The sequence below is a fragment of the Bariatricus sp. HCP28S3_F11 genome (assembly GCF_052065395.1).
Taxonomy (GTDB): Bacteria; Bacillota; Clostridia; order Lachnospirales; family Lachnospiraceae; genus Allocoprococcus.
This window is the reverse complement of the sequence record NZ_JBQHUC010000015.1, coordinates 1-26,284: the sequence shown is the minus strand read 5'-3', so window position 1 is coordinate 26,284 and position 26,284 is coordinate 1. Positions and strand designations below refer to the sequence as shown.

Annotated in this window: 20 protein-coding genes; 5 read left to right on the top strand and 15 right to left on the bottom strand. The window is 45.2% G+C overall.

Annotated elements, in window-relative coordinates; genetic code table 11:
* Positions 1 to 60: 60 nt before the first annotated feature.
* From pcp to ACTNBR_RS08660, 5 genes are all read right to left on the bottom strand, one after another.
* Positions 61 to 705, bottom strand: a complete 645-nt coding sequence (gene pcp, locus ACTNBR_RS08680) for a pyroglutamyl-peptidase I (protein WP_427807140.1) — start codon at positions 703 to 705, stop codon at positions 61 to 63.
* A 78-nt stretch (positions 706 to 783) separates the two neighbouring features.
* A complete protein-coding gene (locus tag ACTNBR_RS08675) occupies positions 784 to 1,773 on the bottom strand; it encodes a peptidase (protein ID WP_427807139.1) in 990 nt (329 codons plus the stop codon).
* A gap of 27 nt (positions 1,774 to 1,800) precedes the next feature.
* Positions 1,801 to 2,754 carry a DUF979 domain-containing protein gene (locus ACTNBR_RS08670; protein ID WP_427807138.1) on the bottom strand — a complete coding sequence of 318 codons (954 nt, stop codon included), beginning with the start codon at positions 2,752 to 2,754 and terminating at the stop codon, positions 1,801 to 1,803.
* A 13-nt stretch (positions 2,755 to 2,767) separates the two neighbouring features.
* Positions 2,768 to 3,463, bottom strand: coding sequence for a 5-oxoproline transporter, DUF969 family subunit (locus ACTNBR_RS08665; RefSeq protein WP_427819880.1), 696 nt, complete (start codon positions 3,461 to 3,463; stop codon positions 2,768 to 2,770).
* Between the two features lie 26 nt (positions 3,464 to 3,489).
* Positions 3,490 to 6,753: a M14 family metallopeptidase gene (locus tag ACTNBR_RS08660; protein WP_441017773.1), complete on the bottom strand. Its 3,264-nt coding sequence runs from the start codon at positions 6,751 to 6,753 to the stop codon at positions 3,490 to 3,492.
* Positions 6,754 to 6,987: 234 nt separating this feature from the next.
* Between ACTNBR_RS08660 and ACTNBR_RS08655 the strand changes: the two genes are divergently transcribed.
* Entirely contained in the window at positions 6,988 to 7,575 is a 588-nt protein-coding gene (locus ACTNBR_RS08655) for a TetR/AcrR family transcriptional regulator (RefSeq protein WP_441017775.1), read from the top strand.
* Between the two features lie 138 nt (positions 7,576 to 7,713).
* On the opposite strand, the gene ACTNBR_RS08650 is transcribed toward ACTNBR_RS08655, so the two are convergent.
* Both ACTNBR_RS08650 and ACTNBR_RS08645 read right to left on the bottom strand, forming a co-directional pair.
* Complete coding sequence (locus ACTNBR_RS08650; protein ID WP_441017777.1) at positions 7,714 to 9,468, bottom strand: ABC transporter ATP-binding protein; 1,755 nt, start codon at positions 9,466 to 9,468, stop codon at positions 7,714 to 7,716.
* A gap of 4 nt (positions 9,469 to 9,472) precedes the next feature.
* Complete coding sequence (locus tag ACTNBR_RS08645) at positions 9,473 to 11,209, bottom strand: ABC transporter ATP-binding protein (protein WP_427807132.1); 1,737 nt, start codon at positions 11,207 to 11,209, stop codon at positions 9,473 to 9,475.
* A gap of 348 nt (positions 11,210 to 11,557) precedes the next feature.
* Here ACTNBR_RS08645 and ACTNBR_RS08640 point away from each other — a divergent pair, with 348 nt between their 5' ends.
* Positions 11,558 to 12,232: a PHP domain-containing protein gene (locus ACTNBR_RS08640; protein WP_427807130.1), complete on the top strand. Its 675-nt coding sequence runs from the start codon at positions 11,558 to 11,560 to the stop codon at positions 12,230 to 12,232.
* 174 nt (positions 12,233 to 12,406) lie between these two features.
* On the top strand, positions 12,407 to 13,111 hold the full coding sequence (locus tag ACTNBR_RS08635; protein ID WP_427807129.1) for a GntR family transcriptional regulator: 705 nt from the start codon (positions 12,407 to 12,409) through the stop codon (positions 13,109 to 13,111).
* A gap of 68 nt (positions 13,112 to 13,179) precedes the next feature.
* Here the strand turns inward: ACTNBR_RS08635 and ACTNBR_RS08630 are convergent, their stop codons facing one another.
* Together ACTNBR_RS08630 and ACTNBR_RS08625 are read right to left on the bottom strand one after the other, a co-directional pair.
* Positions 13,180 to 14,967 carry an aminopeptidase P family N-terminal domain-containing protein gene (locus tag ACTNBR_RS08630; RefSeq protein WP_427807128.1) on the bottom strand — a complete coding sequence of 596 codons (1,788 nt, stop codon included), beginning with the start codon at positions 14,965 to 14,967 and terminating at the stop codon, positions 13,180 to 13,182.
* A 25-nt stretch (positions 14,968 to 14,992) separates the two neighbouring features.
* Positions 14,993 to 16,357 (bottom strand): peptide MFS transporter, encoded by a 1,365-nt coding sequence (locus ACTNBR_RS08625; protein ID WP_427807127.1) that lies wholly within the window; start codon positions 16,355 to 16,357, stop codon positions 14,993 to 14,995.
* Positions 16,358 to 16,689: 332 nt separating this feature from the next.
* Between ACTNBR_RS08625 and spoVT the strand changes: the two genes are divergently transcribed.
* On the top strand, positions 16,690 to 17,238 hold the full coding sequence (spoVT, locus tag ACTNBR_RS08620) for a stage V sporulation protein T (protein ID WP_427807126.1): 549 nt from the start codon (positions 16,690 to 16,692) through the stop codon (positions 17,236 to 17,238).
* Positions 17,239 to 17,259: 21 nt separating this feature from the next.
* Here the strand turns inward: spoVT and ACTNBR_RS08615 are convergent, their stop codons facing one another.
* The 5 genes from ACTNBR_RS08615 to glsA are packed head-to-tail and all read right to left on the bottom strand — an operon-like array spanning position 17,260 to position 21,390.
* Positions 17,260 to 17,502: a hypothetical protein gene (locus ACTNBR_RS08615; RefSeq protein WP_427807124.1), complete on the bottom strand. Its 243-nt coding sequence runs from the start codon at positions 17,500 to 17,502 to the stop codon at positions 17,260 to 17,262.
* 17 nt (positions 17,503 to 17,519) lie between these two features.
* Positions 17,520 to 18,875 carry a CapA family protein gene (locus ACTNBR_RS08610; RefSeq protein WP_427819890.1) on the bottom strand — a complete coding sequence of 452 codons (1,356 nt, stop codon included), beginning with the start codon at positions 18,873 to 18,875 and terminating at the stop codon, positions 17,520 to 17,522.
* Between the two features lie 2 nt (positions 18,876 to 18,877).
* Positions 18,878 to 19,534, bottom strand: coding sequence for a YkgJ family cysteine cluster protein (locus ACTNBR_RS08605; RefSeq protein ID WP_427807122.1), 657 nt, complete (start codon positions 19,532 to 19,534; stop codon positions 18,878 to 18,880).
* Positions 19,535 to 19,541: 7 nt separating this feature from the next.
* Positions 19,542 to 20,435: a radical SAM protein gene (locus tag ACTNBR_RS08600; protein ID WP_427807121.1), complete on the bottom strand. Its 894-nt coding sequence runs from the start codon at positions 20,433 to 20,435 to the stop codon at positions 19,542 to 19,544.
* 31 nt (positions 20,436 to 20,466) lie between these two features.
* Entirely contained in the window at positions 20,467 to 21,390 is a 924-nt protein-coding gene (glsA, locus tag ACTNBR_RS08595) for a glutaminase A (RefSeq protein ID WP_427807119.1), read from the bottom strand.
* A 212-nt stretch (positions 21,391 to 21,602) separates the two neighbouring features.
* Between glsA and ACTNBR_RS08590 the strand changes: the two genes are divergently transcribed.
* Positions 21,603 to 22,049: a GatB/YqeY domain-containing protein gene (locus tag ACTNBR_RS08590; protein ID WP_427807118.1), complete on the top strand. Its 447-nt coding sequence runs from the start codon at positions 21,603 to 21,605 to the stop codon at positions 22,047 to 22,049.
* A 76-nt stretch (positions 22,050 to 22,125) separates the two neighbouring features.
* Here the strand turns inward: ACTNBR_RS08590 and ACTNBR_RS08585 are convergent, their stop codons facing one another.
* Entirely contained in the window at positions 22,126 to 26,040 is a 3,915-nt protein-coding gene (locus tag ACTNBR_RS08585; RefSeq protein ID WP_441017779.1) for an efflux RND transporter permease subunit, read from the bottom strand.
* Positions 26,041 to 26,284: the final 244 nt, after the last annotated feature.

Genomic DNA, 26,284 nt, shown 5'->3' with positions numbered 1-26,284 from the left:
CCACCATCCGGTAAGCATTCCTCTGATAATTCCATATTTTCTGCCAGAATGATTCTTTTCCTAATGGGTCGTTCCCATTGCTTCTTCAATGTCTTCTGTATTGTTTACAGTAGCCTCAATCGCATATTCAAGGCACTTCGCAATCATTTCCAGAGACATGAACGGAGTTCCGTTCGGCTTATCGACCACCTGCTCAGCAGCAAATGGTACATGAATAAATCCGGCACGAATGTTGGTATATTTTGTTGCTGCCATATGAAGTACGTTATACATCACACAGTTGCATACATAGGTTCCTGCTGTATAGGAAATATGGCAGGGGATTCCATGATCACGGATGTTCTTTACAATTGCCTTAACCGGAATCGTCGCAAAATATGCCGGTGCGCCGTCCACCTGAAGCGGTTCATCCATAGGCTGCTCTCCGGCATTATCCGGAATACGCGCTTCTGCAAGGTTCACTCCCACCTGTTCGATGGTAACACAAGAGCGACCGCCTGCCTGTCCGACATTGATGACAACGTCCGGCTGATATTTCTGGATCCCTGCTTCTACAGCCGGACCACTCTTTGAAAACACCGTCGGAATCTCCAGTTTAATGATCTCTGCCCCCGCGATCGTATCCGGCAATAATTTTACTGCCTCATATGCAGGATTTACTTTTTCTCCCCCAAACGGGTCAAAACCTGTTACTAATACCTTCATGTTCGTTTCCTCCTTACGACTCTTTCTGACCATTAACAAAAAGTTCCGCATGCGGAACTTTTTGTACCACCGCCGGTACTAATATACCACCGGTTCTGGTATGATAATCTTCCCTTGCTGCATAATCTGTCTATTATCAGTATAAATGTCCGGTTCCAGACACACAAGGTCAAAATGACCATTTGCGTTCTGCTTGCCTCCCAGCGCCAGATTCCTTCCCAGGCCAATATGAAAAGTTCCGTATGCCGATTCGTCTTCGATATAACAATTACCCAGACACCGGGAATAAGAATTCAGACCAATCCCAAATTCTCCTCCGATATAGATTCTCGGATCCCTGTATTCTTCCATATAGTTTTTCAGTTTTATGCCGGTATGCGTTTCTTCTATATCTGTTATCCGCCCCTCGTGAAACAGAATCCGGGTCGGCTCATTTGCACGCCCTATATAACCGAGAGAACCGTCCAGCATCATAACGCCTTCTGTCTTCGTCTCCTCGATCGGAACGTATACCTCAATGCTGGCAGAAGAATATCCTTTTCCATCTTTGATCACACCGTTGAAGAAGCCCGGATTCCGGTTTTCTTTATACATGACCAGATCCGTTCCCGCCGATGTCGTCACATGGATTTTTTCAGAACTGCGAAGGTATTTCATGATCACCTTCGCCATCAGACGGCTTTTCTTCGTATCCATCGTCATGAAATCATATTCCAGCATGGATCTGCCATCATTTGTAGAAAGCGGGAGGGACAGGAACTTCTTGTGCTTCTGAATCGCACGTTTTGCCGCTTTTGTGGTCACAAGTGAATAATCGGTCGCAGCGATTATGGCCGTATACGGGTCGAACACTTCCTCATTCGTGTCAAAAAATACCCCTACCAGCCTTCCTGCATCTTCCACAGTCAGCGTATTGACCGATCTTGCTCTTCCGATCGCACATTTCCGCAGCATCCTCGCTTCCGGCAAATGCTCTCTTGTCGTCACGATCAGCAGCTTGTCCCACGGCTTTACCCGGACCCAGTCGCAGATCACAATTTGGGCTCCCCGCTCCATATCCCGACTCATCTTTCCATCATCCTTTTTCGTAAATGCTTATTTGAATAAGATCATATAGCAGATCTGGAATACCAGCATGATCATAGCTATAAGAACCTGATTCTTAATAACACCCCAGCGATCCTTCATATTCAGAATAGCAACCGGAACGATATTGAAGTTTGCAGCCATAGGTGTACAGAGCGTTCCACAATATCCGCATGTAAGAGCAAGCATACCGATTATAACCGGATTTGCTCCATAAGCAAGTACGAACGGTGCGCCGATACCAACTGTCATAACTGTGATCGCTGCAAATGCGTTACCCATGATCATAGTAAATAATACCATACCTACTGCATATACAATAATACCTAAATTTACATTTCCCTTCGGAACGATATTTTCTACGATACCCGCAATCACTTCGCCGACACCTGCTGCAGTGAACACGCCACCCAGACATCCAAGAAGCTGAGGAAGCATACAGAGAGGTCCCATCAGAGAAAGGAAACGCTCTGATTCTTTCAAAAATACATCCGGTTTGTTTTCAGACGGATTGTAAACCATCAGAATGATAACAGCTACTAATGTACCGAGTGTTACTGCAAGCATGGAACTGATATTGGTAAACAAAGCCATGCAAAGTGAGAAGATACCAACACAGACAGCCGGGAAGAAGATCTTCATACCAACTTTCTTGTACTGCTTCTGTGTATATTCTTTGGTCGGAACTTCTGCTTTTCCGACTTTTACCTTCTTGAAGATCGGCGGGATACACATGATAATAACCAGTGCACCGGAAACCTTCGCCGGCAGCCATGTACCAAATGCACACACGATACCGAATGAACACCAGAAAACGGCTGTTCCGATTCTGGAAGGATTTTCTTTGTCAAGTAAGTTCTTAATACCTGCGTAAATTGTAACAAGTCCGATTATGATCCAAACGATATTAACCAGATTTGTGTTTAAAGTAGGGTCAATCTGAATAAATTTTAAAGCACTCATTTATGTCTCCTCCCTATTTCTTTGTTGTCTTTGCTGAATTGCCATAGTATTTCTGCTGCATTTTCTTATCCTTGATCACTACAAATGCACATGCAAGGATCAAAGCAAAGATTGCAACCGGAATTTCTGTTACAGCTAGATCGATCAGTTCTACTTCGTATCCGAGTCCGGCTAATGTAGTCTGTACAAGAATACCGCCGGCTCCACCTACAAAGAGCACCTGGAAGAAGAACCATGTAACGTTTTCCATTGCAGATGCCATACCTTTTACATCTTCAATATGTTCCTCTGTTGCTTTGTTTCCGCCATTTTCAATCGCAGCTTCTGCCATTGGAAGAACAACCGGACGGATGAATCCGGCAACACCACCGAATCCTACGTTGAACGCTCCGAAGATACCACGCATGATACCGTATGCAGCAACAACCTTACCTGCAGTAGCACCTTTCACCTTCTTAATCAGGTCTGCAGCTGCCTCACGTAGTCCGTTTCTCTCCAGTACACCGGTTACCAGAAGAATCATGATGAAAATTGCCATACTTCTGTTGGCAACAAAGTTTGTTCCAATTGTTTCCAAAAGTCCACCGATTCCAAGACCGCCCACAAGACCTGTTGTGATCAGTGCAAGGAAAATAATGAGGATTGAATCCAGTTTCAGCGCAAATCCTACAATTACGATTAAAACGCCAAGTAATTTGATGAGTTCCATAGAAATCTCCTCCTTTAGAATATATTTTATTTATTTTTTCCAGATCCGCCGACAATCATTGGCCGTAATCGACAGTATCTGGCAAAAACCGCATTATCACGTAAGCCGCAATCACAGTCGAAGACATTCTCTGCCTTCATAAGCATCTGCAGTGTCGCTTCGTCATGAGCCACATGAGCCCGGGCGCATAAATTCAAGTATTCTCCCTGTGCCGTCTCATCCGCCACTTCACTTGTGTAGGCAACCGTGGTGATCCATGGGAAACGGATCGACGGATACCGATGAGTCGGATCCGACGCAAACGGGATCCAGTAATTGATCATATTTTTATAGTAATTTGCCGGGAAAAGCTTCGGCATCCATGCATGTGCATATTTTTCAAACTGCGCACTCCACTCGAGATTCCATCTCGTCATCTCTTCATCCTCGGCAATCTTGTCTGCGATCACATCTTCCATCTCTTTGTTCACTGGATAATTATCCTTGTATTCCGGATTGGTAACATACCAGAAATATCCATACAGCAGAGATCTCGGAAGCCAGAATCCTTTGTAGGAAGGTGAAGTATAACCTGAAAACTGCTGTTCCCACTCATGGCTCGGTACACCGTGATTATCTACGATCATATCCGGCACAAATTTTTCAAACAACCGTGTCAGTCCCATCGCTTCACTATGTATCGTATCCGGGCGGAAATGCTCATAATAAAATTCTTTACCAATTGAATTAAATCTTGCCACATGCAGTTTCCAGTTTGGATGTTCCTTCTGAAGCTCGTAATGAATTGCAGCGCCATCCACATTTTCCATCGGAACAAGTACCAGGTTCAGCTTCTCGGGAAGATCCCTGTAAATATCTTCCGTCAACAGTTTCTTCAAAAGAATCAGGGAAGCATTCGTACTGGACACCTCGTTTGCATGATGGCGGGCATTGATAACCTCACTCGGGCATCTGGTCAGCCGCTTCGTCATAGACAGATATCCCTTGTACTCTGGTTTAAGCCAGATCGCATATACTTCTCTTCCGGCATAAGATACCGCTGTACGGAACACTTCGATTCCTTCTACCTGCTTTAATTCTTCAATAATCTCACAATAGGTATCATAACCAATCAGTTCCTGTTCATGCAGGTCAATCTCGGTAATCTTCTTCACCGGGCGGTCTTTTTTTTCAGGGACTGCCGCTTCGTAGCTGTGTCCGTTTTCATCCCGGAGTACAATACAATAACATGGATCCAAACGATTCGCAAGATCAAGAATGCCTTTATCAAAAAGCTCGGCATAAGCAGAAAGTACCATTTCCGGAACGCCTTCTGTTCGAATCAAAAGTTCCAACCGGTCTCCGCACATCCGTATACGTTCTGCCCATACCTGTACATCTTCTCTGTTCTTCTGTGAAACCACTTCATTACCTTCACACAGAATGCAGGCCGATTCCCGCAGCTGCTCATAAAGCGTCACTTTAAATACCGGTGCTCCTTCCCGGTTATGGATCTCAGGAAGGATCAGTCCCGGTGCATCCAGCATGACATCTGCTCTTTGTACGCCGTAATTCTTAAAATAGTCACTTCCGACAAAATACATATCTTCATGCAGCGCATCCAGAGAGGAAATCAGATCTTCTCTGCTCCCGGTTCTGTAATCCGGCTCACTTACCGTAACATCCAGCGAAAGTTTATGGAAGAACGGCTGCAGATCAGAACGGATTTCTCCGCCAGTCTTCTTCTCGATATATCTGCGGCAGTCAGGCAGCACTTCTGCCTGATAGATATCCCAAACTTCTTCCAGATCTGTCTTGATCTCTTCGGAAAGCTTTTCTTCTCCATTTACCCACACCCGGACATAACCGGTCGCCGGATGAACCTTTCCCATCTGCGGATATTCATCCATATACGGACGTTCCTCATAATGTACCAGATACCGGAATTCACGACTTTCTTCTCCCGCAGCAACACGGCAGAGATAGGTGATATTCTCATCACCTTCGTACGGAAGGAACACCACATCCTCACGTGCGATTCCCAGTTTTTCTGTGATGATATCCTCAATCGGATAAAGCTCCTGCAAATAGCGGATCGGAAGGTCATACCATTTATCCGGATTATCGGCCTTCAAATTATGATAAGACGGTGTTGCACCGTTCTCATCAAGCCACTCGGTCTGCCCTTCCGGAAGAAACGGTTTGAAATAAATCTCAACCTTTGTCGTATCTACCTTTGCAGCTTCCGGAATGACAACTTCTTCCATCCACGAAAATCCCTGCTTGTAAGCACAGATCAGCTGCGCCTGTTCCAGCACTGCTCCTTTTTCTTCAAGATGTTTCGCTACATCTGCAACGATCCTGCTGCGCACTTTTTTGTCCTCACTGAGCGCGCCTTCGATTCTGACCCGATCTCCGCATCCGATGCATGGATAGATCTTCTCTTCCAGAACCTGTGTAAATGTATCCACTTCCCACGGAAGCTCATATACTTTTTCATAGACCTTGCGGCCGGATTTATAATTGTAAAATACAGAATCCGGGAATTGTTCTTTCTGTTGATCGGTAATCTCCGGAGATCCATACAGTTCATATGCTCCCGGCTCCGTCTGCTCATACGCGCTCAGATAGGCGAGCTGTCCGTCTGCATTTCTCAAAGCGAAATCATCCGCCATATCCATCAGCACATCCCGCCAGCTTCTCCATGCATCGACAACCGGGAATTTCTCACAGACAAGGGCGGACAGCTTCTCCAGTTCTTCGCCGCGTCCTCTTACATACAGGCGAACCGCATTCTCTTCCTGCTCCACTGCCATCTCTGCACTCTTGGCATCTTCAAACACGATCGCATTCCCCTGATAGGTCTCATCTGCAAGGATCTTGCCCTCATAGGCAGTGGTCTCCATTCCCAGACGAAATGCAATGTTACACGCCGCCGTGATCATAGACAGATCCGCTTCCTTGGGCAGGATTATCCGAACATCCAACTTGTCCGGCAGAAAGTCATAATCCTCATCTTTCAGGAACTCCCCGGTTCCAAACAGAGTCTCAAGACCTTTCTTCTTTCGGAAATCAGTATCAAAAATCGGTCCTTCTTTCTTTGCCGGCAGATATCCTTCCGGTGCTGCTTTGGCTTCCAGTCTCCATAAAGCGGTCAGTTCGTCTTCGGTTCCCGGAACCTCGATTTCTCCGTCCAGTGCCGCTATCGGAAATTCTGCTGTCTCCGTCTGGAATCCATAAAGCAATGCTGCCTCAATGGCTAGCTGTTTCTCCTTCCATTCCATGGAATGCTCCAACCTCAATCTCTTCATCCCGCAACCTCCTCGCAGTCAAAATAGTACCAAATTCCGTACTGCGTTCTCTTTTTTGATTTTATCATTGTAACAGAGATATGAAATTAAGTCAAGTAAAGCCTTTTTTTACCACTGTTTTTGTGCATTTTTGCCAATTAACTTGAAATTTGCGTTTTTACTATGTTATGATATGGAAGCTAATATTTTTACTTTCGAATTAGCATCCAATTCTTTACAAAAGAGAGACGTATTATGAGAAAACCGTACAAAAGTAAAACAAAAGAAAAAATTATGCAGGCTGCGTGGGAGCTTTTCTATGAACAGGGCTACGAAGAAACAACCATTTCACAGATTATCGAGAAATCCGGGACCTCACGCAGCGCCTTTTATCATCACTTTCACGGAAAAGAAGAACTTCTTTTTTCGGTCGCTTATACTTATGACATAATCTACGAAGACTGGCAGAAGCAAAATCTGGATTCCTCTCTTCATTCCGTGGAAAAACTGAAAATATTTAATGTATTCGTTATGCGTTCCGTTGAGGATTCCCCATATCGAAGTTTTTATCCTACCCTTTACGGACTCCAGGTCATGACAAGTGGAATGCGCCATATTCTGAATCCTGACAGAAAATATTATCAGATCATGCGTTCCCTGGTGAAAGACGGACTGGAATCCGGCGAGATCACCTCGCCCCATTCTTATACCACTCTGGCAAACATGATCTGTGGTTTCCAGATCGGTCTTACCTATAACTGGTGTCTTCAGCAGCAGCGTTATTCCCTTCTGGAATATGCACAGACGATCATGGATCCATTTTTCGAATCACTGAGATCCTGATCCAATTACATAATTTGACCTTATTTTATCATACAGAGGATAGTGTGTGTCAACACTTTGGATACTTTATCCAATATATTTCATTCAAAAAGAGGAAACCTTCCGCTAAGATCAAGGTTTCCTCTTTTTTCATTTCTTCTATACTCCTGCAAACTGACTATAATACAACTGATGATAAAATCCACCTTTTTGGATCAGTTCTTCATGATTTCCCTGCTCTACGATCTTACCGTCCCTCATGACCAGAATCACATCCGCTTCACGGATCGTGGACAGTCTGTGCGCAACGATGAAACTGGTCCTTCCCTCCATCAGACGCGCAAATGCCTTCTGGATCTGCACTTCGGTTCTTGTATCAATGGAAGATGTCGCCTCGTCCAGAATCAGCATCGGCGGTCTGCACAGCATGACACGGGTGATACAGAGCAGCTGCTTCTGCCCTTGTGACAGACTTCCGCCGTCCTCCGTAATCCAGGTATCATACCCCTTCGGCAGACGTTTGATGAAGCTGTGCGCATGAGATGCTTTAGCCGCCTCAATGATTTCTTCCTCCGTTGCATCCGGTTTTCCCATGACAATATTATCACGAATCGTGCCGGTCTTCAGCCAGGTATCCTGAAGCACCATACCGTATCCCGCTCTAAGGCTCCTTCTGGTCACTTCCCGGATATCCTCGCCTTCCACACAGATTTTTCCTCCGGTCACATCATAGAAACGCATCAGCAGATTGATCAGCGTAGTCTTCCCGCACCCGGTCGGCCCCACGATCGCCACTTTCTGTCCCGGCTTTACCTTCAGGCTGAAATGTTCAATCAACTTCTGCTCCGGCAGATAGGAAAACGACACATCTTCAAGACAAACATTTCCCTTGATATCCGTAAGTGCATCCGCGTGTTCCTTTTCCAGAATCTGCGGTTCTTCCTCAATGAGATCAAAGATTCTCTGAGCACAGGCGATCGCATTCTGCAGTTCTGTGATAACTCCGGATATCTCATTGAACGGTTTCGTATACTGGTTCGCATAACTGAGGAAGCAGGACAACTGACCGACCGTAAGCGACCCGTTCAGTACCGCAAATGCTCCCGTAATTCCTACCCCTGTATACACCAGGCTGTTTACAAATCTGGTTGCCGGATTCGTGATGGACGAGAAAAATGTCGCCTTCAACGAGCAGTCTTTCAACCTTTCGTTGATCTCGTCAAACTGTTCGACTACCTTATCACCCTGTCCAAAGGCCTGTACCACTTTCTGATTCCCGATCATCTCATCGATCAGCCCCGTCTGTTCACCTCTCGTCTCAGACTGAAGCTTGAACATGGTAAAGGTCCGCCTCGCGATAAAATTCGCCACCAGGAAGGAGACCGGCGTAATCAGCACAACCACCAACGTGATCTTCACATTCACGGAAAGCATGAATCCCAAAGTTCCGATGATTGTTGCCACTCCGGTAAATAACTGTGTAAATCCCATCAAAAGCCCGTCTGCAAACTGATCCACGTCGGCAATGACCCGGCTTACAATTTCACCGTAAGCATGCCCGTCAATATATTTCAACGGAAGAATCTCAATTTTCTTAAACGCTTCATTTCGAATATCCTGAACCACCTGATATGTCATCTTATTATTGCAGATACTCATGATCCACTGCGCCAGTGCCGTGATCAGTACGCAGATACCGATCTGCAGCATCACCTGGAAAACGCCTGTAAAATTAACCTGCCCTTTGGTTACAATATAGTCCACCGCCCTGCCGGTCAGCTTCGGAATATAAAGAGTCAGTGCGACGGTCACGGCAGCAAGGAAAATGGAGATCACAACGAAAATCCGGTATTTTCCAAGATAATGAAATACTTTTTTCAATGTTTCCGACTGTTTTTTCTTCTTATCTTCCACTTGCTTACGCCTCCTTCTCCTTCGGGAACTGTGAATAATAGATTTCCTGATAAGCAGGACAATTCTCCAGAAGCTCCCTGTGGGTTCCGGCGCCTGCCAGCTCTCCGTCATCCAGTACCAGGATCTGATCCGCATACTGGATGGAAGACGCTCTCTGAGATACAATGAACACCGTAGGCTGCTCTTTCATTTCCCGGATCGCCTTTCTCAATTTCGCATCCGTCGCAAAATCCAGCGCCGACGCACTGTCGTCCAGAATCAGGATCTCCGGCTTCTTCACCAGTGCTCTTGCTATCGTCAGACGCTGTTTCTGACCGCCGGAAAGATTCCGCCCACTCTGCTCGATTTTAAAATTCAGTCCATCCTTTTTCGAATCCACAAATTCCTTCGCCTGCGAAATCTCAAGTGCTTCTTCGATCTCCGCATCGGTTGCATCTTCTTTTCCCCAGCGGATGTTCGCTCCGATCGTCCCTTTGAACAGAACTGCTTTCTGTAGAACCATTCCGACCCGTTCCCGCAGGGAATCCATCTGATACTCTTTTACATTCCGCCCGTCGATGCGGATCTCACCCTGTGTCGCATCATAAAACCGAGGGATCAGATTTACCAGAGACGATTTACCGGAACCGGTACCTCCGATAATTCCGATCGTCTGTCCCTGATATGCTTTAAAAGAAATATCACTTAAAGACTCCGCACCTGCACCCTGGTACGTAAGTGAAACATGCTCAAATTCCACTCTCGGGATCTGCTTCCTATCCGGATCCGCCTTCCACACAAGCGTTCCGTCCTGCATATCCGGCTTCTCCTCAAACACACTCTGGATCCGGTTTGCACACGCCAGCGCCTTCGTAATCGAAATGATCAGATTCGCAAGCTTCACCAGTTCCACCAGAATCTGGGACATATAGTTGAGCAGCGCAACAACCTGCCCCTGCGTCAGTTCCCCTATATTGACCCGAACCGCACCGGTATAAATAAGCACGATCACCGCTCCGTTGATCACAATATAAGTAAGCGGATTCATTAGTCCCGAAATACTTCCGACAAACTTCTGCGCCTTGGTAAGAAGCAGATTATTCTCCTCAAACCGGCATTTTTCATCCTCTTCTTTGTTAAATGCCCGGATCACTCTCGCACCCGTCAGATTTTCTCTCGTCACCAGAAGCACCTGATCCAGATGCGCCTGCACCTTTTTATAGAGCGGCATCGTCATCAGCATGATGGAAAATACAATCACAGCAAGCAGCGGAATCGCCACCACAAACACAAGAGCCGCTTTGATATCGATCATAAACGCCATGACCATCGCCCCGAAGACGATGAACGGGGAACGAAGCAGCAGACGAAGCGTCAGATTCAGCCCGGACTGCACCTGATTCAGATCACTCGTCATCCGGGTGATCAAGGTCGATGTCCCAATCGTATCCATCTCCGAAAATGTAAATTTCTGTACATGCGCAAATAATGCATGTCTCACCTCCGCCGCAAATCCGGTTGCCGCCTTCGCCGCGAAATACTGCGCCGTGATCGAACAGGTAAGTCCGATAATTCCAAGCGCGATCAGAATCAGACACATGCGGACGATGTAGCTCTGATCACTTCTGGCGATTCCATTGTCGATCACCGCAGCCATGACAAGCGGCACAAACAAATCAAATAACGCTTCCAGCATCTTGAACAAAGGCGCCAGAACCGTTTCCTTCTTATAGTTTTTCAAATATACCATAAGAGATCTCATAGTCTTCTCTCTCTCCTCTCAACCTCATTTTTCCAGACTCTGTATTGATTATGTTCTTTTTCTGTGAATCCGTGTTCTATGATACCACAAACCGGGCAAGATAGGAATGGGCATTTTGATTCGATTGCCATATGCATATTTTGCATTTTTTCTATAACTCCATTTCCTTTCTTCCTTGAATTGGATATAATAGAATTAATCTCAAGTTTTCTTTAGATTTGTTGATGCTGTCGTTTATATTTATAGTAACGTTAAAGATCGTGTTTCTTTTGGGCAAGTAGCCCGTAACCCAAAATGGTATGATTATTCTATGAAATATCATATCAGACTGTATAAAGGAGGTACACTATGAAAATAGAAATGCATGTCCATACCAGTGAGGGAAGTCCCTGTGCCGAAACTGATGCGGAAAGTATTGTGAAAGCATACAATAAAGCCGGTTACGATGCCATCGTAATAACCAATCATTTTGACAATAACCTTCTGATCCATTTTGGAAATACAGAAAAAGCTAAAATCGAAAGATATTTATTGGGATATCGAAAAGCAAAATCAGTGGCATCAGAGAATCGCATAAAAGTCATGCTCGGAATAGAAATACGCCTGGAGCCGAATGAAGAAGATTTTTTAATTTATGGAATCGATGAAGATTTCTTATTTCAAAACCCTGATCTTTGTTTTATGAGTCAAAAAGAACTATATGAACTTTGTCATTCATATGGAGCAGTATTGTATCAGGCTCATCCCTTCAGAACTCCATGCATTCCCCGCAATCCCGATTATTTAGATGGTGTCGAATACAATCAGCGTCCAAACAGTGGAAATAACAACGAGAAATTGGATACATGGCTTCAATCATATCCTGATTTAAAGCTGATCTCAGGCAGTGACTGCCATAACCTGCTGCAGGTTGGTTATGGTGGAATTATAATTCAGGAAACTGTAAATGACTCACAAGAACTGGCAAAAGTATTAAAACAGCATCCTGTAAAACTAATTATGAACGAACACAGTACGCAATGATTATTATTTGACGCGCGTCAAATAATAATTAAGTATGCGAAGTAACAAACCCTTATATGCATATTTATAATATAATTCGCATAATTTCTCATAAAAAACAGAAAAAACATTTATTCTATATATTTCTTATGGTACAATAGTTTTATCTTATATTTTTTAGAAGGGCAAGATAGAATGAAAAACATGATTCACCATAAAACATTACGCGAACAAGTCGCAGATGCGATTCGTAAAAAAATACTACATCACGAACTTGAACCGGGCATGCGCATGACAGAATCCGAGCTTGCAACTCAGTTTGGTGTAAGCCACGGACCTGTGCGTGAAGCTCTCAGACAATTAGAGCAGGAAGGTCTTGTAGAATACACCAGAAATGTAGGGTGTTCTGTCAGAAACATCTCCCTTTCCGACGTGATCGAAGCCTTGCTGATCCGCGGTTCCTACGAAATCATGGCCGCTCAGGCATGTAAGGGCAATATTTCCGACAAGGCTCTCTCTGAGATGTCGGATGTGTTGGAAGCCATGAGGGATATGGACGATACAGATTTTAACGAACCGATTTTCTATGACAATCAATTTCACAGGATTTTGATTCACGAAGCTCATATGCCTTACCTTGAAAATGCATGGAATGCATTGGATTTCGTATCATTCTTCTCTTACTATACGCAGCATGATGACAATCCTTCTTCACTGGCGAAAAGACAGCATATATCTCACAAAGAAATCTTCGACGTTTACAGGACGCGGGATTGTAAGGCAATCTGCAATACCATTTCCAATCATTATAGTCAGTTTATCAACAAGCTGCTTCAGCAGAATGATCTGACGGAAGATGATTTTCCATTTTCTTTTGATATTATTAAACCGGGATCATAATAAAAAGTACCGAGAACACCGTTTTACTTCGGTGTCCCCGGTACTTTTCATTTGAGACTGTCTGAATGTTAAACCGCCCTTGTATATTTTTCAAGCCAAAGGGTTTCTTCTTCATTCAGATAAGGGGAGATTGTATCATAAACTTTTTTGTGATAGTCATTCAACAACTTCTTATCTTCCGCACTCATAATGTCCGGATTAATTGCATCCAAATCGATAGGAATCAATGTAATGGTATCAAAATACATAAACTGTCCGTATTCGTTCTTTTCACCCTTACAGCAGAGGAGTTCATTTTCTATACGAATACCATGTGAACCTTCTATATAAATTCCCGGTTCATCCGTAATGACCATACCTTCGCGAAGCACCTCTGTTTCTCCTTTGCGGTATTTCCAGCGGAAACCTGCCGGGCCTTCGTGAATGTTCAGCAGATAACCTACTCCGTGACCTGTTCCATGATTGAAATTCAGATTTCTGTCCCAGAATGGTTTTCTTGATAAGATATCAAGCACCAGTCCTGTACATCCTTCCAGGAATTTCGCACTTCCAAGCTGAAGATTACTGATTGCCACGAGTGTAAAGTCGTCTTTCATCTTCTGAGGAATTTCACCCAGGGCATAAGTTCTTGTTACATCTGTGGATCCTTCCCAGAAACCTGCTCCGGTATCGGTAAGATACAGACCGCCTTCTTTCAGCACAACATCTGTTTCAGGTGAGGATGTATAGTGAACGATTGCTCCATGCTCTCCGTAAGAAGAAATCGGCTCGAAACTAGGACGGATAAAATTACCCATCTCAGCACGGAATTCATCCAGTTTATCCGGCGCGCTCATCTCGGTAATTTCCATTTTACCTACGTTTTCCTTCAGCCACTTCATAAATCTTACGTGAGCCACACTGTCTTTAATCTGTGCTTTCCGGATATTTTCCACTTCAACCGGATTCTTAATTGCTTTCATAAGAATTGCCGGATTTCTCTCCTCTACCTTTTTCACATTAGCAGGTATATTATTGTACAGAGCATAGTTCAATTTACTCGGGTCAACCATGACCACATTACTCTCATCCAGTTTTCGAATATCCTCATAGATATCGTTATATGGATGAAGATTAACGTGGATCTTTGCCAGCTGTGCCTTCATTTCATCGTCCAGTTTGCTCTCATCAACGTACAGCTCCATGCTGTCCATTGTGATGATTCCATAAGAAAGAACCAGCGGGAAAAATTCAATATCATCTCCACGAATGTTCAAAGTCCAGCAAATATCATCCAATGTTGTAAGAACATGAACATTTGCTCCGGCTTTTCTCATCTCTTCGCGGGTTCTCTCCAATTTGTCCGCCGCTGATTCTCCTGTATATTCGATTCCAAGTGAAAATGCAGGTGCTTTAGACATCTCCGGACGATCTTCCCAAATCAGGTCGATCAGATCATCATGATAAGCTACCTTTGCTCCCTTTTTCCCGGCAATTGCAGCGTATTCTTCTCCTTCTCCTACAGAGACTACTCGTCCGTCAAAGCCAAGAGTATCTCCTTCGTTCAGAATGCCTTCCAGATATGCAGTAAGTTCCGGCACTCCCGGTTCTCCCATTTTCATAAGTTCAACCGTTGTACCTTCAAGCTGACTTGCCGCCTGAATAAAATAACGTCCATCCGTCCAAAGACGAGCTTCATCTTTTGTAATGACTGCTGTTCCTGCCGAACCTGAGAATCCGGTAATATATTTTCTCGCTTTGAAATATTCTCCAACATACTCACTCTGATGAAAATCTGCGGTCGGAACGATATAAACATCGACACCTTTTTCCGCCATTTTGGCACGCAAATTAGTTAATCTCTCAGGAATACTCATTTTCAACACCTCTTAATTTTATTTATTATTTATCCTTATTTTCTACCAGCGCTGTCAACGGTTTGTCAAGAAGGATCAGGAGTGCTACTGCAATTGCAGAAACAATTATAACGATAAAACATCCTGTCGTAAACTTCAATGAACCGCTGAACAGGCCATTGTACAGGTATCCATATCCCTTCGCTGCGAAGAAGATTGCAAGTCCCCATACAGACTGCATTGTTGAGTAAATGCGGCTTGGTGCATACTGTGCGATAAACGCATTACCCAGTGGAGAGAAGAACATCTCACCGAAGGTGATCAGTAATGCAAAAATCAAAAGCCATAAACAGCTGATCTGTCCGTCTCCACGCATAATTTCAAGCAATGCAAAGAACAGATAACCGATACCCAGTGTTCCGATACCCATTGCACATTTCTTATAAATACTAACATCACCCTGCGGTCTGCTCTGCAGATAGTTCCAGAGCTTAGGTGTTACGAACGTACCAACAAGTACGCAGAATAACGCATTCGCCGCATCGAACCATGTGAGAGGAACATTGTAGCCTGCTACTACCCAGTTCGCATTCTCGCCCCAGTGATAGTATACCGGCAGGTATGCCAGATACCAGAAGATCCAGAAAATGATTGCAAATACACAAACAAGGATAATTGCTGCAATTCTCTTCTTCTCTATACCTGTGAACGGAATACTCTTTGCTTCTTTGTTCTTTGCTTTCACTTCTGCCTCATGAGCAAGTTCCTCTGCCGTCTGCTCTTTCTTGAACGGCTTCTTTCCTGCTTCTCCCATGAAACGTGAACCTGCCGCAAACCAGATTGCACCTAAGAACATCAGGACTGCTGCAACTTTGAAACATGGTCTGAATCCAAGAACATCCCCTTCAGCAAATACATCCTGATACAAAATACCAACCAGGAACGGTCCTGCAAATGCACCGATATTTACCAGACCATAGCGGATAGAATAAGCTGCATTCAGCTGATCTTTCGGCACGATACGTCCAATCAGAGGACCGGTCTTGTAGAACGCAAGTCCGATACTGATGCACCAGATCATGGCATACATCATTGTACTGTTTGTCGCCATAGATCCAAGCCAGTAGCCGATACCACAAAGCACCATTCCTATCGGTGTCGTATACCTTGCACCGATCAGACGGTCACAGATTACGGCACACACGATCGGAAGACCGTAAGAGAATGCTGTCAGGTTGGACTGCATATTGGCAGCCACACCATCTGAAAGACCAAGACCGCCTTGCGCTACTGCTGTCGCCACGAACACCAGCAGGATGGAACGTCCCAAATAGTAGGAAAAACGTTCAAAAATCTCCGTCGTTGAACATACCCAGAACCCCAGTGGGTACTTTTGTTTTTGAGTATTCATTTACTCTTCCTCCTTTTCTCGACATCTTTCCCCTTTGTCAGCCAGACTTTTCATCTGGAACAAGACGCCTTTTGTTAATAATCAATTATAGATTATTGATAATCTATAATTGATTATAGATTATGCACAAAATTGTGTCAAGAGAATTTCTTCTTGAATCTCATTTATTTGTTCACTTCTTCAGATTCTTCACTTATATAACAGCAATCATGATCAACGAATCACAATAAGTGTTCCGTCAAACTGATGCATATTTTCCCTTTCATTTACAGATACTATGGAAAGAAACGGAAAGTAAATTCAAAAGATACTGTTTATGGAGGATTTTTATTATGAAGGCTACAGGAATTGTGAGACGAATTGATGACCTCGGGCGTGTTGTAATTCCCAAAGAAATCCGCCGCACTCTAAGAATTCGGGAAGGCGACCCTTTGGAAATATTTACAGACCGCAAAGGCGAGATCATTTTAAAAAAATATTCTCCAATCGGAGAACTTAGTACATTTGCAAAACAATATGCGGAAAGTCTGGCACAGACGCTGGGATACCTTGTATGTGTAACTGATATGGATCAGGTAATCGCTGCCGGAGGACCGGGGAAAAAGGAATTTCTTGAGCAATCGATTTCCCGCCAACTTAGCGAAGCAATTGCAAAACGTCAGCAGTTTCTCTCTTTCGCCGGGGAAAAGAATTTTACAAGAATCATTACGGCACAGCCGGAGGAATACGACAGTCAGGTCATCAGCCCGATCATTTGTGAAGGAGATGCCATCGGGTCGATCGCAATCCTTGCCAAAGAAGGGAAAAAGAAATTGGGTGACACAGAATTGAAAATGGCGCTATGCGCAGCCGGTTTTTTGGGAAGACAGATGGAGCAATAGTGAAATTGCTCCATCTTCCTTCTATTTTATCTCGTCTTCATCAAATTCACACACTACATAGAACCCCCGCGGAGTCTCCTTCACATCCACTACTTTTCCTTTCTTTGACTGAAGTCGTTCCCAGGATCTGAAGTTGGCGCTCATCGCTACAGCCGGCTCGATTGTATAGTAAAAGTATGCTGCAACTTTTCCTTCCGAGACTTCTACCTCCTGACCTGCCTCCACAAGTCCGGGACGTTCCATTTTGAATTCCATTTGTCTCATAGACATCACTCCTCTTTCTATTTTGCCGCAATCGGGAGGGCTGCCTCAATCTTTGCCGCTCCTTCTCCAATGATTGCATTAGTCCGCGCCAGGGATTGCTTCGCCTCTGTCTCGATTCCCAGATCTGCCGTCTCTTTCAGCAAAGTCTCCATATCATTCAATGGTAAGATATAATAATTCGGATTATCGCTGCTGCCTGACTTGTACACCCACGTCGGTATAAACTCCATGCCCGTAAGGGAAACCTGACCATCGTCTGATTTTTCAAGTATCAGTTCCACCATCAGCCCGTCTTCTGTATGTCCCTCGGGAGCAAAATCAATCCGTTCTTTTCTCTGGTCTGATAAATGATTTCCCAGAGAGTAGACGCATACCATCTGATGGGTTCCTGCTTCATTTGTGAGAAGATCTACCGGCTGTACCACATGCGGATGCCCGCCGATCAGCGCATCGATTCCCAGTTCACAAAGCTCTTTTGCAATATTTTGCTGACGTTCATTTTCCGTTGTTTCGTACTCTGTTCCCCAGTGCAGATAGGCGATTGTGTATTCTACGCCTTGCGTTTCCAGTTCTTGGAGGCCTTCTTCGATCTCGCTGTAAAGATAATGTTCCAACCCTCCGTAATTAAAGGTATTGATCCGCTGCGCATCTTCATCGCTGACCGGAATCGAGTTGATGGATATCTCCTGACCATCAACGCTTCCTGAATCAAATACATAGTTAAAGATTCCGATTTTAATTCCGTCAATTTCTGTTACATAATAGTTTTTTTCAGAAGTATCTTTGCGCACTCCGGTGTAAAGCAGATGATTCTCTTCCATCGCCTGAATGGTTTGCATCAATCCTGTCGTCTGATTATCATAAATATGGTTATTCGCCAACAGGCACAAATCAACATAATTATCAGAAAGTGCTGTTGCAATCGCCTCCGGAGATTTGAATCTTGGGTAGGCCGTGTAGTCGCCATCCGCAATTGTTGTCTCGAAATTCACAACTGCAAGATCCGCCGCCTCATACTCACCGGCTATATATTTGAAAACGGAATGGTAATCATATGTGCCGTCTTCATGCAGATACTGATTCGATACCAGCATTGGATCATGCATCATGATATCACCCGCCGTCAGAATCGTGGAAGACTCTTTTTGAATGACCTCTTCTGATACGACAGGCTGGCTCTCCTGATTTTCTTTTGTGTCCTCTCGAAAGAAAAGGAACCGAACGAGACTGACCGCTCCGACAATAAGCAGGATGAAGATCAGAAGCATTCCGGCCAGTACCCCGAGCCGGATCATTTTTTTGATCCGCCGGCGGCGTCTTCGCTGCTTACGCTGCTCTATTTTCTTTCTTCTCATGTATTCTTCTTTTGTCATATCTACTCCAATCCCAGTTCTTCATAACCTCTGGCCAGCCTTTTTGCAAACTGTGTATAGAAATTCTCAGCCTCCTCATATGGAGAAAGATAAAATTGCTGCAGTATGTACATACTGACCGCCTTTTGCTCTTCCGGATTCTCGGAAACATATTTTTCAAGTGCAAGAAGAAAATTATGCCAGTCATTTACGAATGCTTCATACGATTTCAGATCCGGTGTATCGATCCATTTTTTCACTTTGACCTTGGAACGGTTTTCCTTGCGGCATTCGTTCACCTGAAGAAAATACCTGAATCCTCCGTTTTCATAATAACGCCCGAGCGGGAACAGCCGGCAGATTCCCGGACGGATGGGATGAATGCAGCAGCGTCCCTCTTCGTTCAGAAAGCCGCATTTTTCTTCCACCATTTTCAGATTTGGAAGAATCAGGCCGTCCACGACATTCAACTCCACGTTTTCGGACAACAGTTCCTCGAACGTCATCTGAAGTCCACATGCAAGACGATTGACATCCAACGGGTCCAGTACGATCGATGTCCCCATGCCCCTGCAGCAAGCCGAACATCCCTCACAATCGCCGCAATCTGCCTTTACCATATCATTGCTCCCGTACAATTTCCCATCGGAAATTTCGTTCATATTCACTTGCCTTTTCATCTTTCTTTTATACCCCTTCCAGTGTAAATGGAGGGATGAAGCTTTCTTTTGCCGTCTCTCCCTCCTGAATAAATGCCTGTTCAATCCCCAGCGAGATCGCATAATCCACCAGCCGTTCATAAGCATGATCCGGCACCTTCCGCGCCAGTTCCGGATAGCGTTCCTGATCCAGTGCCTCCACCGGAGTATACTGATTCATCAGACTGAGATAAATCCGGTTCCCATAAGTCTGATACAGATATTCCACGATCCGCTTTGCATCCGCAAGACATCCCGGCAGGAGCAGATGGCGCACAATCACGCCCTTTCTCATGATCCCCCGCTCATCAAACTCAGGGGAGCCTGCCTGTCTTACCATCTCGGCAACTGCTGCCTTCGCCACGTCCGGATAGTCTTCCGCCATCGAATATTTCTTCGCATGCAATGGATTTAAATACTTAAAATCCGGCAGAAACACGTCTACATAACCTTCCAGCATTTTCAGTGTCTCCTGCCGCTCATACCCGCCGGAATTCCACACAATGGGAAGCTTCATCCCCTCATTCTTGGCTAGATCCAGTGCCCGGATGATCTGCGGCGCGAAATGTCCCGGCGTCACGAGATTGATATTATTTGCTCCCTTCTCATTCAGCTCATGAAAAATGTCCGCCAGCCTTCTTACAGATATGATCTTTCCCACCTCTCCATCGGAAATGACGTGGTTCTGGCAGAACACACACCGGAGCGTGCAGCCGGTAAAAAAAACCGTTCCGGAACCATTTTCTCCGGAAATGCACGGTTCTTCCCACATATGAAGCGCCGCACGCGCGACTCTGATTTCTGACGTTTCACCGCAGAAACCCTTTATTCCATTTTCCCTGTCCGCCCCGCATCTTCTGGGACAAAGTTCACACACTGCCATAATTCCTTATCCTATATTCCACTTTTTGCGCTTATACCAAATGATTCGCCTCAAACATATGAAGCCTTAGTTTCTCCGATATTTCTCTGAGCACATACTGCCCCGCGACACTGTTTCCTTTCTCATCAAGTGCAGGTCCGAATATTCCGATTCCCATCCGCTTATCCGCAACCGACAGAATTCCGCCGCCAACTCCGCTTTTGGACGGTACGCCTACTTCCACAGCAAATTTCCCGGAACCGTCATACATCCCACAAGTCAGCATGATCGTTTTCACTGTCCTCACTACATTGCTGGCGAGCAGCCTTTTCCCTGTGACAGGATGAATCCCATCTGATGCCAATACAAGGCCGAAGCCTGCCAGACTTGCCGCTGTTACACTCAGCGAACACATTTTCACATAAAAGTCTATTGTCTCCTCAACACTGTTTTCCAGAATTCCTTTGCTTTCAAGCAAATATGCGATTGCTTTATTTCTTGAAATATGATTCATCTCTGACTGATATACCTTCTCATCCAGCACAATCTTATCGTCCAGACAAAGTATCTTTGTAAAATCAAGCATTTCTTCAAAGTTCACAAGGGAAACCAGATAATTCGTAACCGCAATCGCTCCGGAATTGATCATCGGATTAAAAGGATGATCACTCGTCAGATCCAATTTTATCAGTGAATTGAATGCGTCCCCCGACGGTTCCATCCCGACACGTGCAAAAACTTTCTCGAATCCGCATTTCTCCAATGCAACTGCGAGTGTAATAACCTTTGATATACTCTGGATCGTAAATCTTACATCTGAATCTCCGCTCTGCCAACGTTTTCCTTCTTTTGTAAATACACATACCCCAAGATAATCCTTATTGACTCTTCCCAATTCAGGAATATAATCCGCCGTCTTCCCCATCGACGTCAGATCTCTGCCTTCCCGAACGGCATCATCCAGTATCTTTTGCATTTTGTTTTCCTCTCTTTATACATTATATAGAAGCTTCTGTGATCGCTTCAGACATACCTTATCATGGAACATTTTCCCTCCTACATTATATTAGTTGTAATGCCCGGATGTCAATCATCTCCAAATGATTTGATGATCGCGCATATTTCCTCTGGTATTTTTTTCACATTCATGTATAATAATGGTTATATAATAAATGGAGGGATCGTAACATGAGCAAAATTGATGAAGTAAGAAGCGCAATGGTCGCTGCAATGAAAGCAAAAGACAAAGACACCAAGGAAACCTTATCTGCTCTTCTGGCTGCTCTTAAGAACAAAGCGATCGACAAACGTGCCGATTTGACTGAAGAAGAAGAGGTTCAGGTAATCCTCAAAGAGATCAAACAGGTGAAAGAAACTCTGGAGATGACTCCGGAAGACCGTACCGATATCAAGGAAGAATGTGAGAAACGCCTTGCTGTTCTGGAACAGTATGCACCGAAGATGATGGACGAAGCCGAGATCAAAGAAGTGATCGCTTCTGTTCTTTCCGAACTTGGAATTGCAGAGCCGACCGGTAAAGATAAAGGCAAGATCATGAAAGAGCTGATGCCGAGAGTGAAAGGAAAAGCGGACGGCAAGCTTGTCAACCAGGTATTGATGGGAATGCTGAAATAATACTTGAATATCATAAAGAGAGATGCCGTTTTTTATCCGGCATCCCTCTTTTTCAGTATACCTTTTTAGCCGCGTTTTATATTACAGCGGATTCTGCATCCAGATCCACATCTGAATCCACATCGATTTCTTTCAGTTCTCTGCGGAAGAAAATATCATACATCACCGGTACAATATAAAGGGTCATCAGGGTTGCATAGGCCAGGCCGCCGATCGTTACGGTTGCCATTCCCTTTCCGATTGCAGAAGCCATATCCCGCGAGAATGCCATGGTTGACATTGCAAGGATCGTCGTCATCGCCGTCATCAGAATCGGGCGCATACGGGTCTTGCCGGTCATCACCAGTGCTTCTTTCTTCTCCATACCGGAGAGACGAAGCTGGTTCACATAATCCACAAACACGATACCATTATTTACAACCACACCTGCCAGCACGAGGAAACCGATCATCGCAACCATGGAAAGAGTCTGTCCGGTTCCCCAGAGTGCCAAAAGTCCTCCGGTAAATGCCAGCGGGATCGTGAAGATTACGATGAACGGTGACAACAGACTCTGGAACTGTGCAACCATGATCATATAAATGAACACAACCGCCAGCGCAATCATCTGGATCAGATCCGTCATGGTATCCTGTACACTGACTACTTCACCTGCCATCTCTACGATATATCCTTCCGGCACATCGTACTCGTCCAGAAGCTTCTGGACTTTTCTTCCGATCAGGGATGTATTATAGCCATCCTGCGTCACTGCACTGACCGAAATCTGTCTTGCCTGATTTTCTCTGTGGATCGAAGCAATGCTGTTCGCATCTTCCTTTTTGGCAAACTCGCTCAGCTTGTGCTCCTCGGTCACATCATTTCCCTCTTCATCCTTCGAAGTCGTTTCAAAGGTGTAGTCCATCAGATTTTCCGCCGTCAGCATATCCGATTCATCGACAATGATCACACTGTACTCATTTCCCTCCAGAGTCAGGGAAGCTGCCGTTTTCTCCGTAGTCAGCGCCGATGCCAGTTCGGAATAGATCTGTGCAACCGTCAACCCGTTTCTCATGGCAGCATCCTTGTCCAGAGCGATCTTGATACCCGGATCCTGCTCCTCCTGACCATTCGTAATCTCCTCCAGGCCCTCGACCTGTTCCAACATGCCTTTCACATCCTCACTAATGGCAAGGAATGTATCCAGATCCTGTCCTTGAATATCGATTTCGATTCCGCTTCCTCCGAGAGAGGACATATCCATTCCGGGCGAAGAGACCTCCATCTCATATTTTTCTTCCTGACCGCTTCCAAGCTCTGCGATCTGTTTACCGATCGCATCACCGTCATTTTCATGCTCTTCGTCCAAAAGTGCATAGAACGTGAACTGCGTTTGTTTTTCTCCGGTCGAAGTGCCACTCAGCGACATAACACTCATGGCAGTTCCTCCCGACATGGCGCCGACTGTTTCTACGCCCTCGATATCTGCAATTTGTGCTGTCAGTTCATCGACGTTCCGGTAAATGTTATCCTGATCCATTTCCTCATTCATTGCCAGAGAAACGCTGATCGTATTGCTGCTCATATTCGGGATCAGCTCCAATCCCATTTTCGTGGTTCCATATACGGCGCCGACCAAGAGCGCAATCGCAAGGCCAAGCGGAACAATTTTCCATTTCAGACAGAAACGAAGTGATTTATCATAAAGGATCATCACTTTATCAAACAGTGGGTGCTTTTTCGCAGTACTCTTCTTCAGCACGGTCGAACTCATGGCCGGCACAACGGTAAGTGCCACGATCAGGCTGGCGATCAGCGAATAAGCAATGGTAAGCCCCATATCCGTAAATAGTTCCCGGGTCATACCTTTTGTAAATACGATCGGAAGAAAGACACAGATAGTGGTCAAAGTTGAAGCAAAAATTGCACCGGACACCTGTTTTGCTCCCTGAACCGCGGCTTTCGGGGCCGGAACTCCCATACTTCTGAGCCGGTAAATATTTTCAATCACGACGATCGAGTTATCCACCAGCATTCCGACTCCAAGCGCCAACCCGGACAGAGAAATAATATTCAGTGTTACATTTGAGAAATACATCAATACAATCGCAAATAATACACTGAGCGGAATACTGAACGCAACCACGATCGTCGGCTTCACATCCTTCAAGAACAATGCCAGCACAATGATTGCCAGAATCGCACCGTAGATCAGATTCTTTAAAACAGACTGAATGATCAGTTTAATATAATCTCCCTGGTCCATCAATGAAGTGATATGTAGTCCCTCATACGTTTCTTCCAGTTCCTTTATCACATCATTCAGATTGTTGGAAACATCCGAGGTCCCTGCCGTGGATGATTTCATGATACTCAGCATAACCGCATCATTTCCGTTGATCCTTGCATAACTTTCGCCGGAATTATCGATCATCGTCACATCCGCCACGTCCGACAGCCTGACATCACCGATTCCGTCCAGACTGCACAGAAGGGTATTCTTGAGTTCATCCAGCGTGTCGAAATTGTCACCGATTTTCAGAAGGAATTGTTTCTCGCCTTCCTTTATGTAGCCTGCCGGCATTTCGAAATTCTGCGCATAGATCAGTCCGGACAAAGTATCCATATCTACAAGCGCATCAATATTGGCGTTCTTCATCGCCGTCTCTCTTGCCGTCTTATACTGCTCTCTTGCCTCATCAAGCTGAGCCTGTGCCGATGCAAGCTGGCTCTCTCCCGCCGAAAGCTGTGCGGAAGCCGCGCCAAATGCAGCTGCAGCGGAAAGCTTTCCTTTCTCCACGGAAGCGTAATTGTTCTTTGCTTCAGCGACCTGACTGTTCACCTGAGCAAGCACGGCCTGCGCCGCAGCGATCTCGGTATCCAGATTGGCAAGCTCCGTATCGATCTGCGGAAGCCGTACCGTTACCTTCTCTTCCATCATGGAAAGATTCTCCCATGTGAAATTCTCTACCATCGTCTGAAGCTCCGGATTATCCGGCTGCATCTGTGCCATATTTGCCAGAGTCATCTTCACCTGCTGATAGGTTGTCTGGCTCTCATCGGCAAGAATCGCAGAAATACTGAGATCCGGAGCTCCCATCATGGCACCAACCTGCGCCACCACTTCATTCAGCTGATTATATGCCGGGACGACCTGCTCATGATAAGCATCCTTTTCTGCCGAAAGCGCCGCCTGGCTGGTCTGAAGTCCGGTCACCTGCGCCTGATAGGCAGACGCTGTTGCCATCGCTTCATCCATCAGCTGGCTGTATATTGCCAGTTCATCATAGGTGGAATCCTGCTGGCCCTCCAACTCTTTCTTACCGCTGGCGATCTCACCCTTCGCTGCGTTTAATTCACTCTCTTTTTCATCCAGCGTCGCCTTAGCCTCGGCAAAAGTACTGTCCATTTTCGCCAGAAGGCGGTCATTTACTTGATCGATCTTTGCCTGGTTCAGACGGATCTCTACTTTTTCCTCGGTAAGCCCCGTGCTGTTCACGCTCGCCACGCCGTCCTGACGTTCCAGATAAGGAATCAATATGTCCTCCGCGAACTTGCTGAGTTCTTTCACATCCATTCCATCATAATCAAGGCTCACCGTCATCGTAGGGATCATATCCGGCGACAGTTCCATCAGCATCGGCGTTCCCGCTTCGTCCGGGAGGACGCTGCTCAGCTGTTCCACGGCAGTTGACAGCTTGACCATCGCGCTGTCCATATTCGTATCCTCTTCGAATTCCAGTATGACCAGACTGTAATTCTCCGCGGAATTACTGGTCACATTCTTTACACCATTCACCGTACCGAGCGAACTCTCCAATGGTTCTGTCACAGAGTTTTCCACCTTTTCCGGCGTCGCCCCCGGGTAAGTCGTTATCGCCATAACATAGGGCAACGTGATGCTCGGCAGCAGATCGGTCGTGATCCTGGTGAAACTGATAAATCCCAGAACAAGCACCATCACGATACCTACCAATACGGTATATGGCTTTTTTACACAAAATTTCGACATCTTGTCTAGTCCTCCTGTCGTCTCTATTAACCCCTCAATTCTGCAGATGATTTCTGCCTATTGTTTTATTTTATTCTTAGAGAAATCAAGAATCAATGAAGAATTTTCTCTTTTAATCAATTTAATAAATATTTGTAACTATTCAGAACCACCCTTATTCAAAGATGAAATCAGGGTGGCCTGAGATCGCATTTTTGATTGCTTCGTAAGCATTGTATCCCTGCTTATGTGCCGTACCAACGTA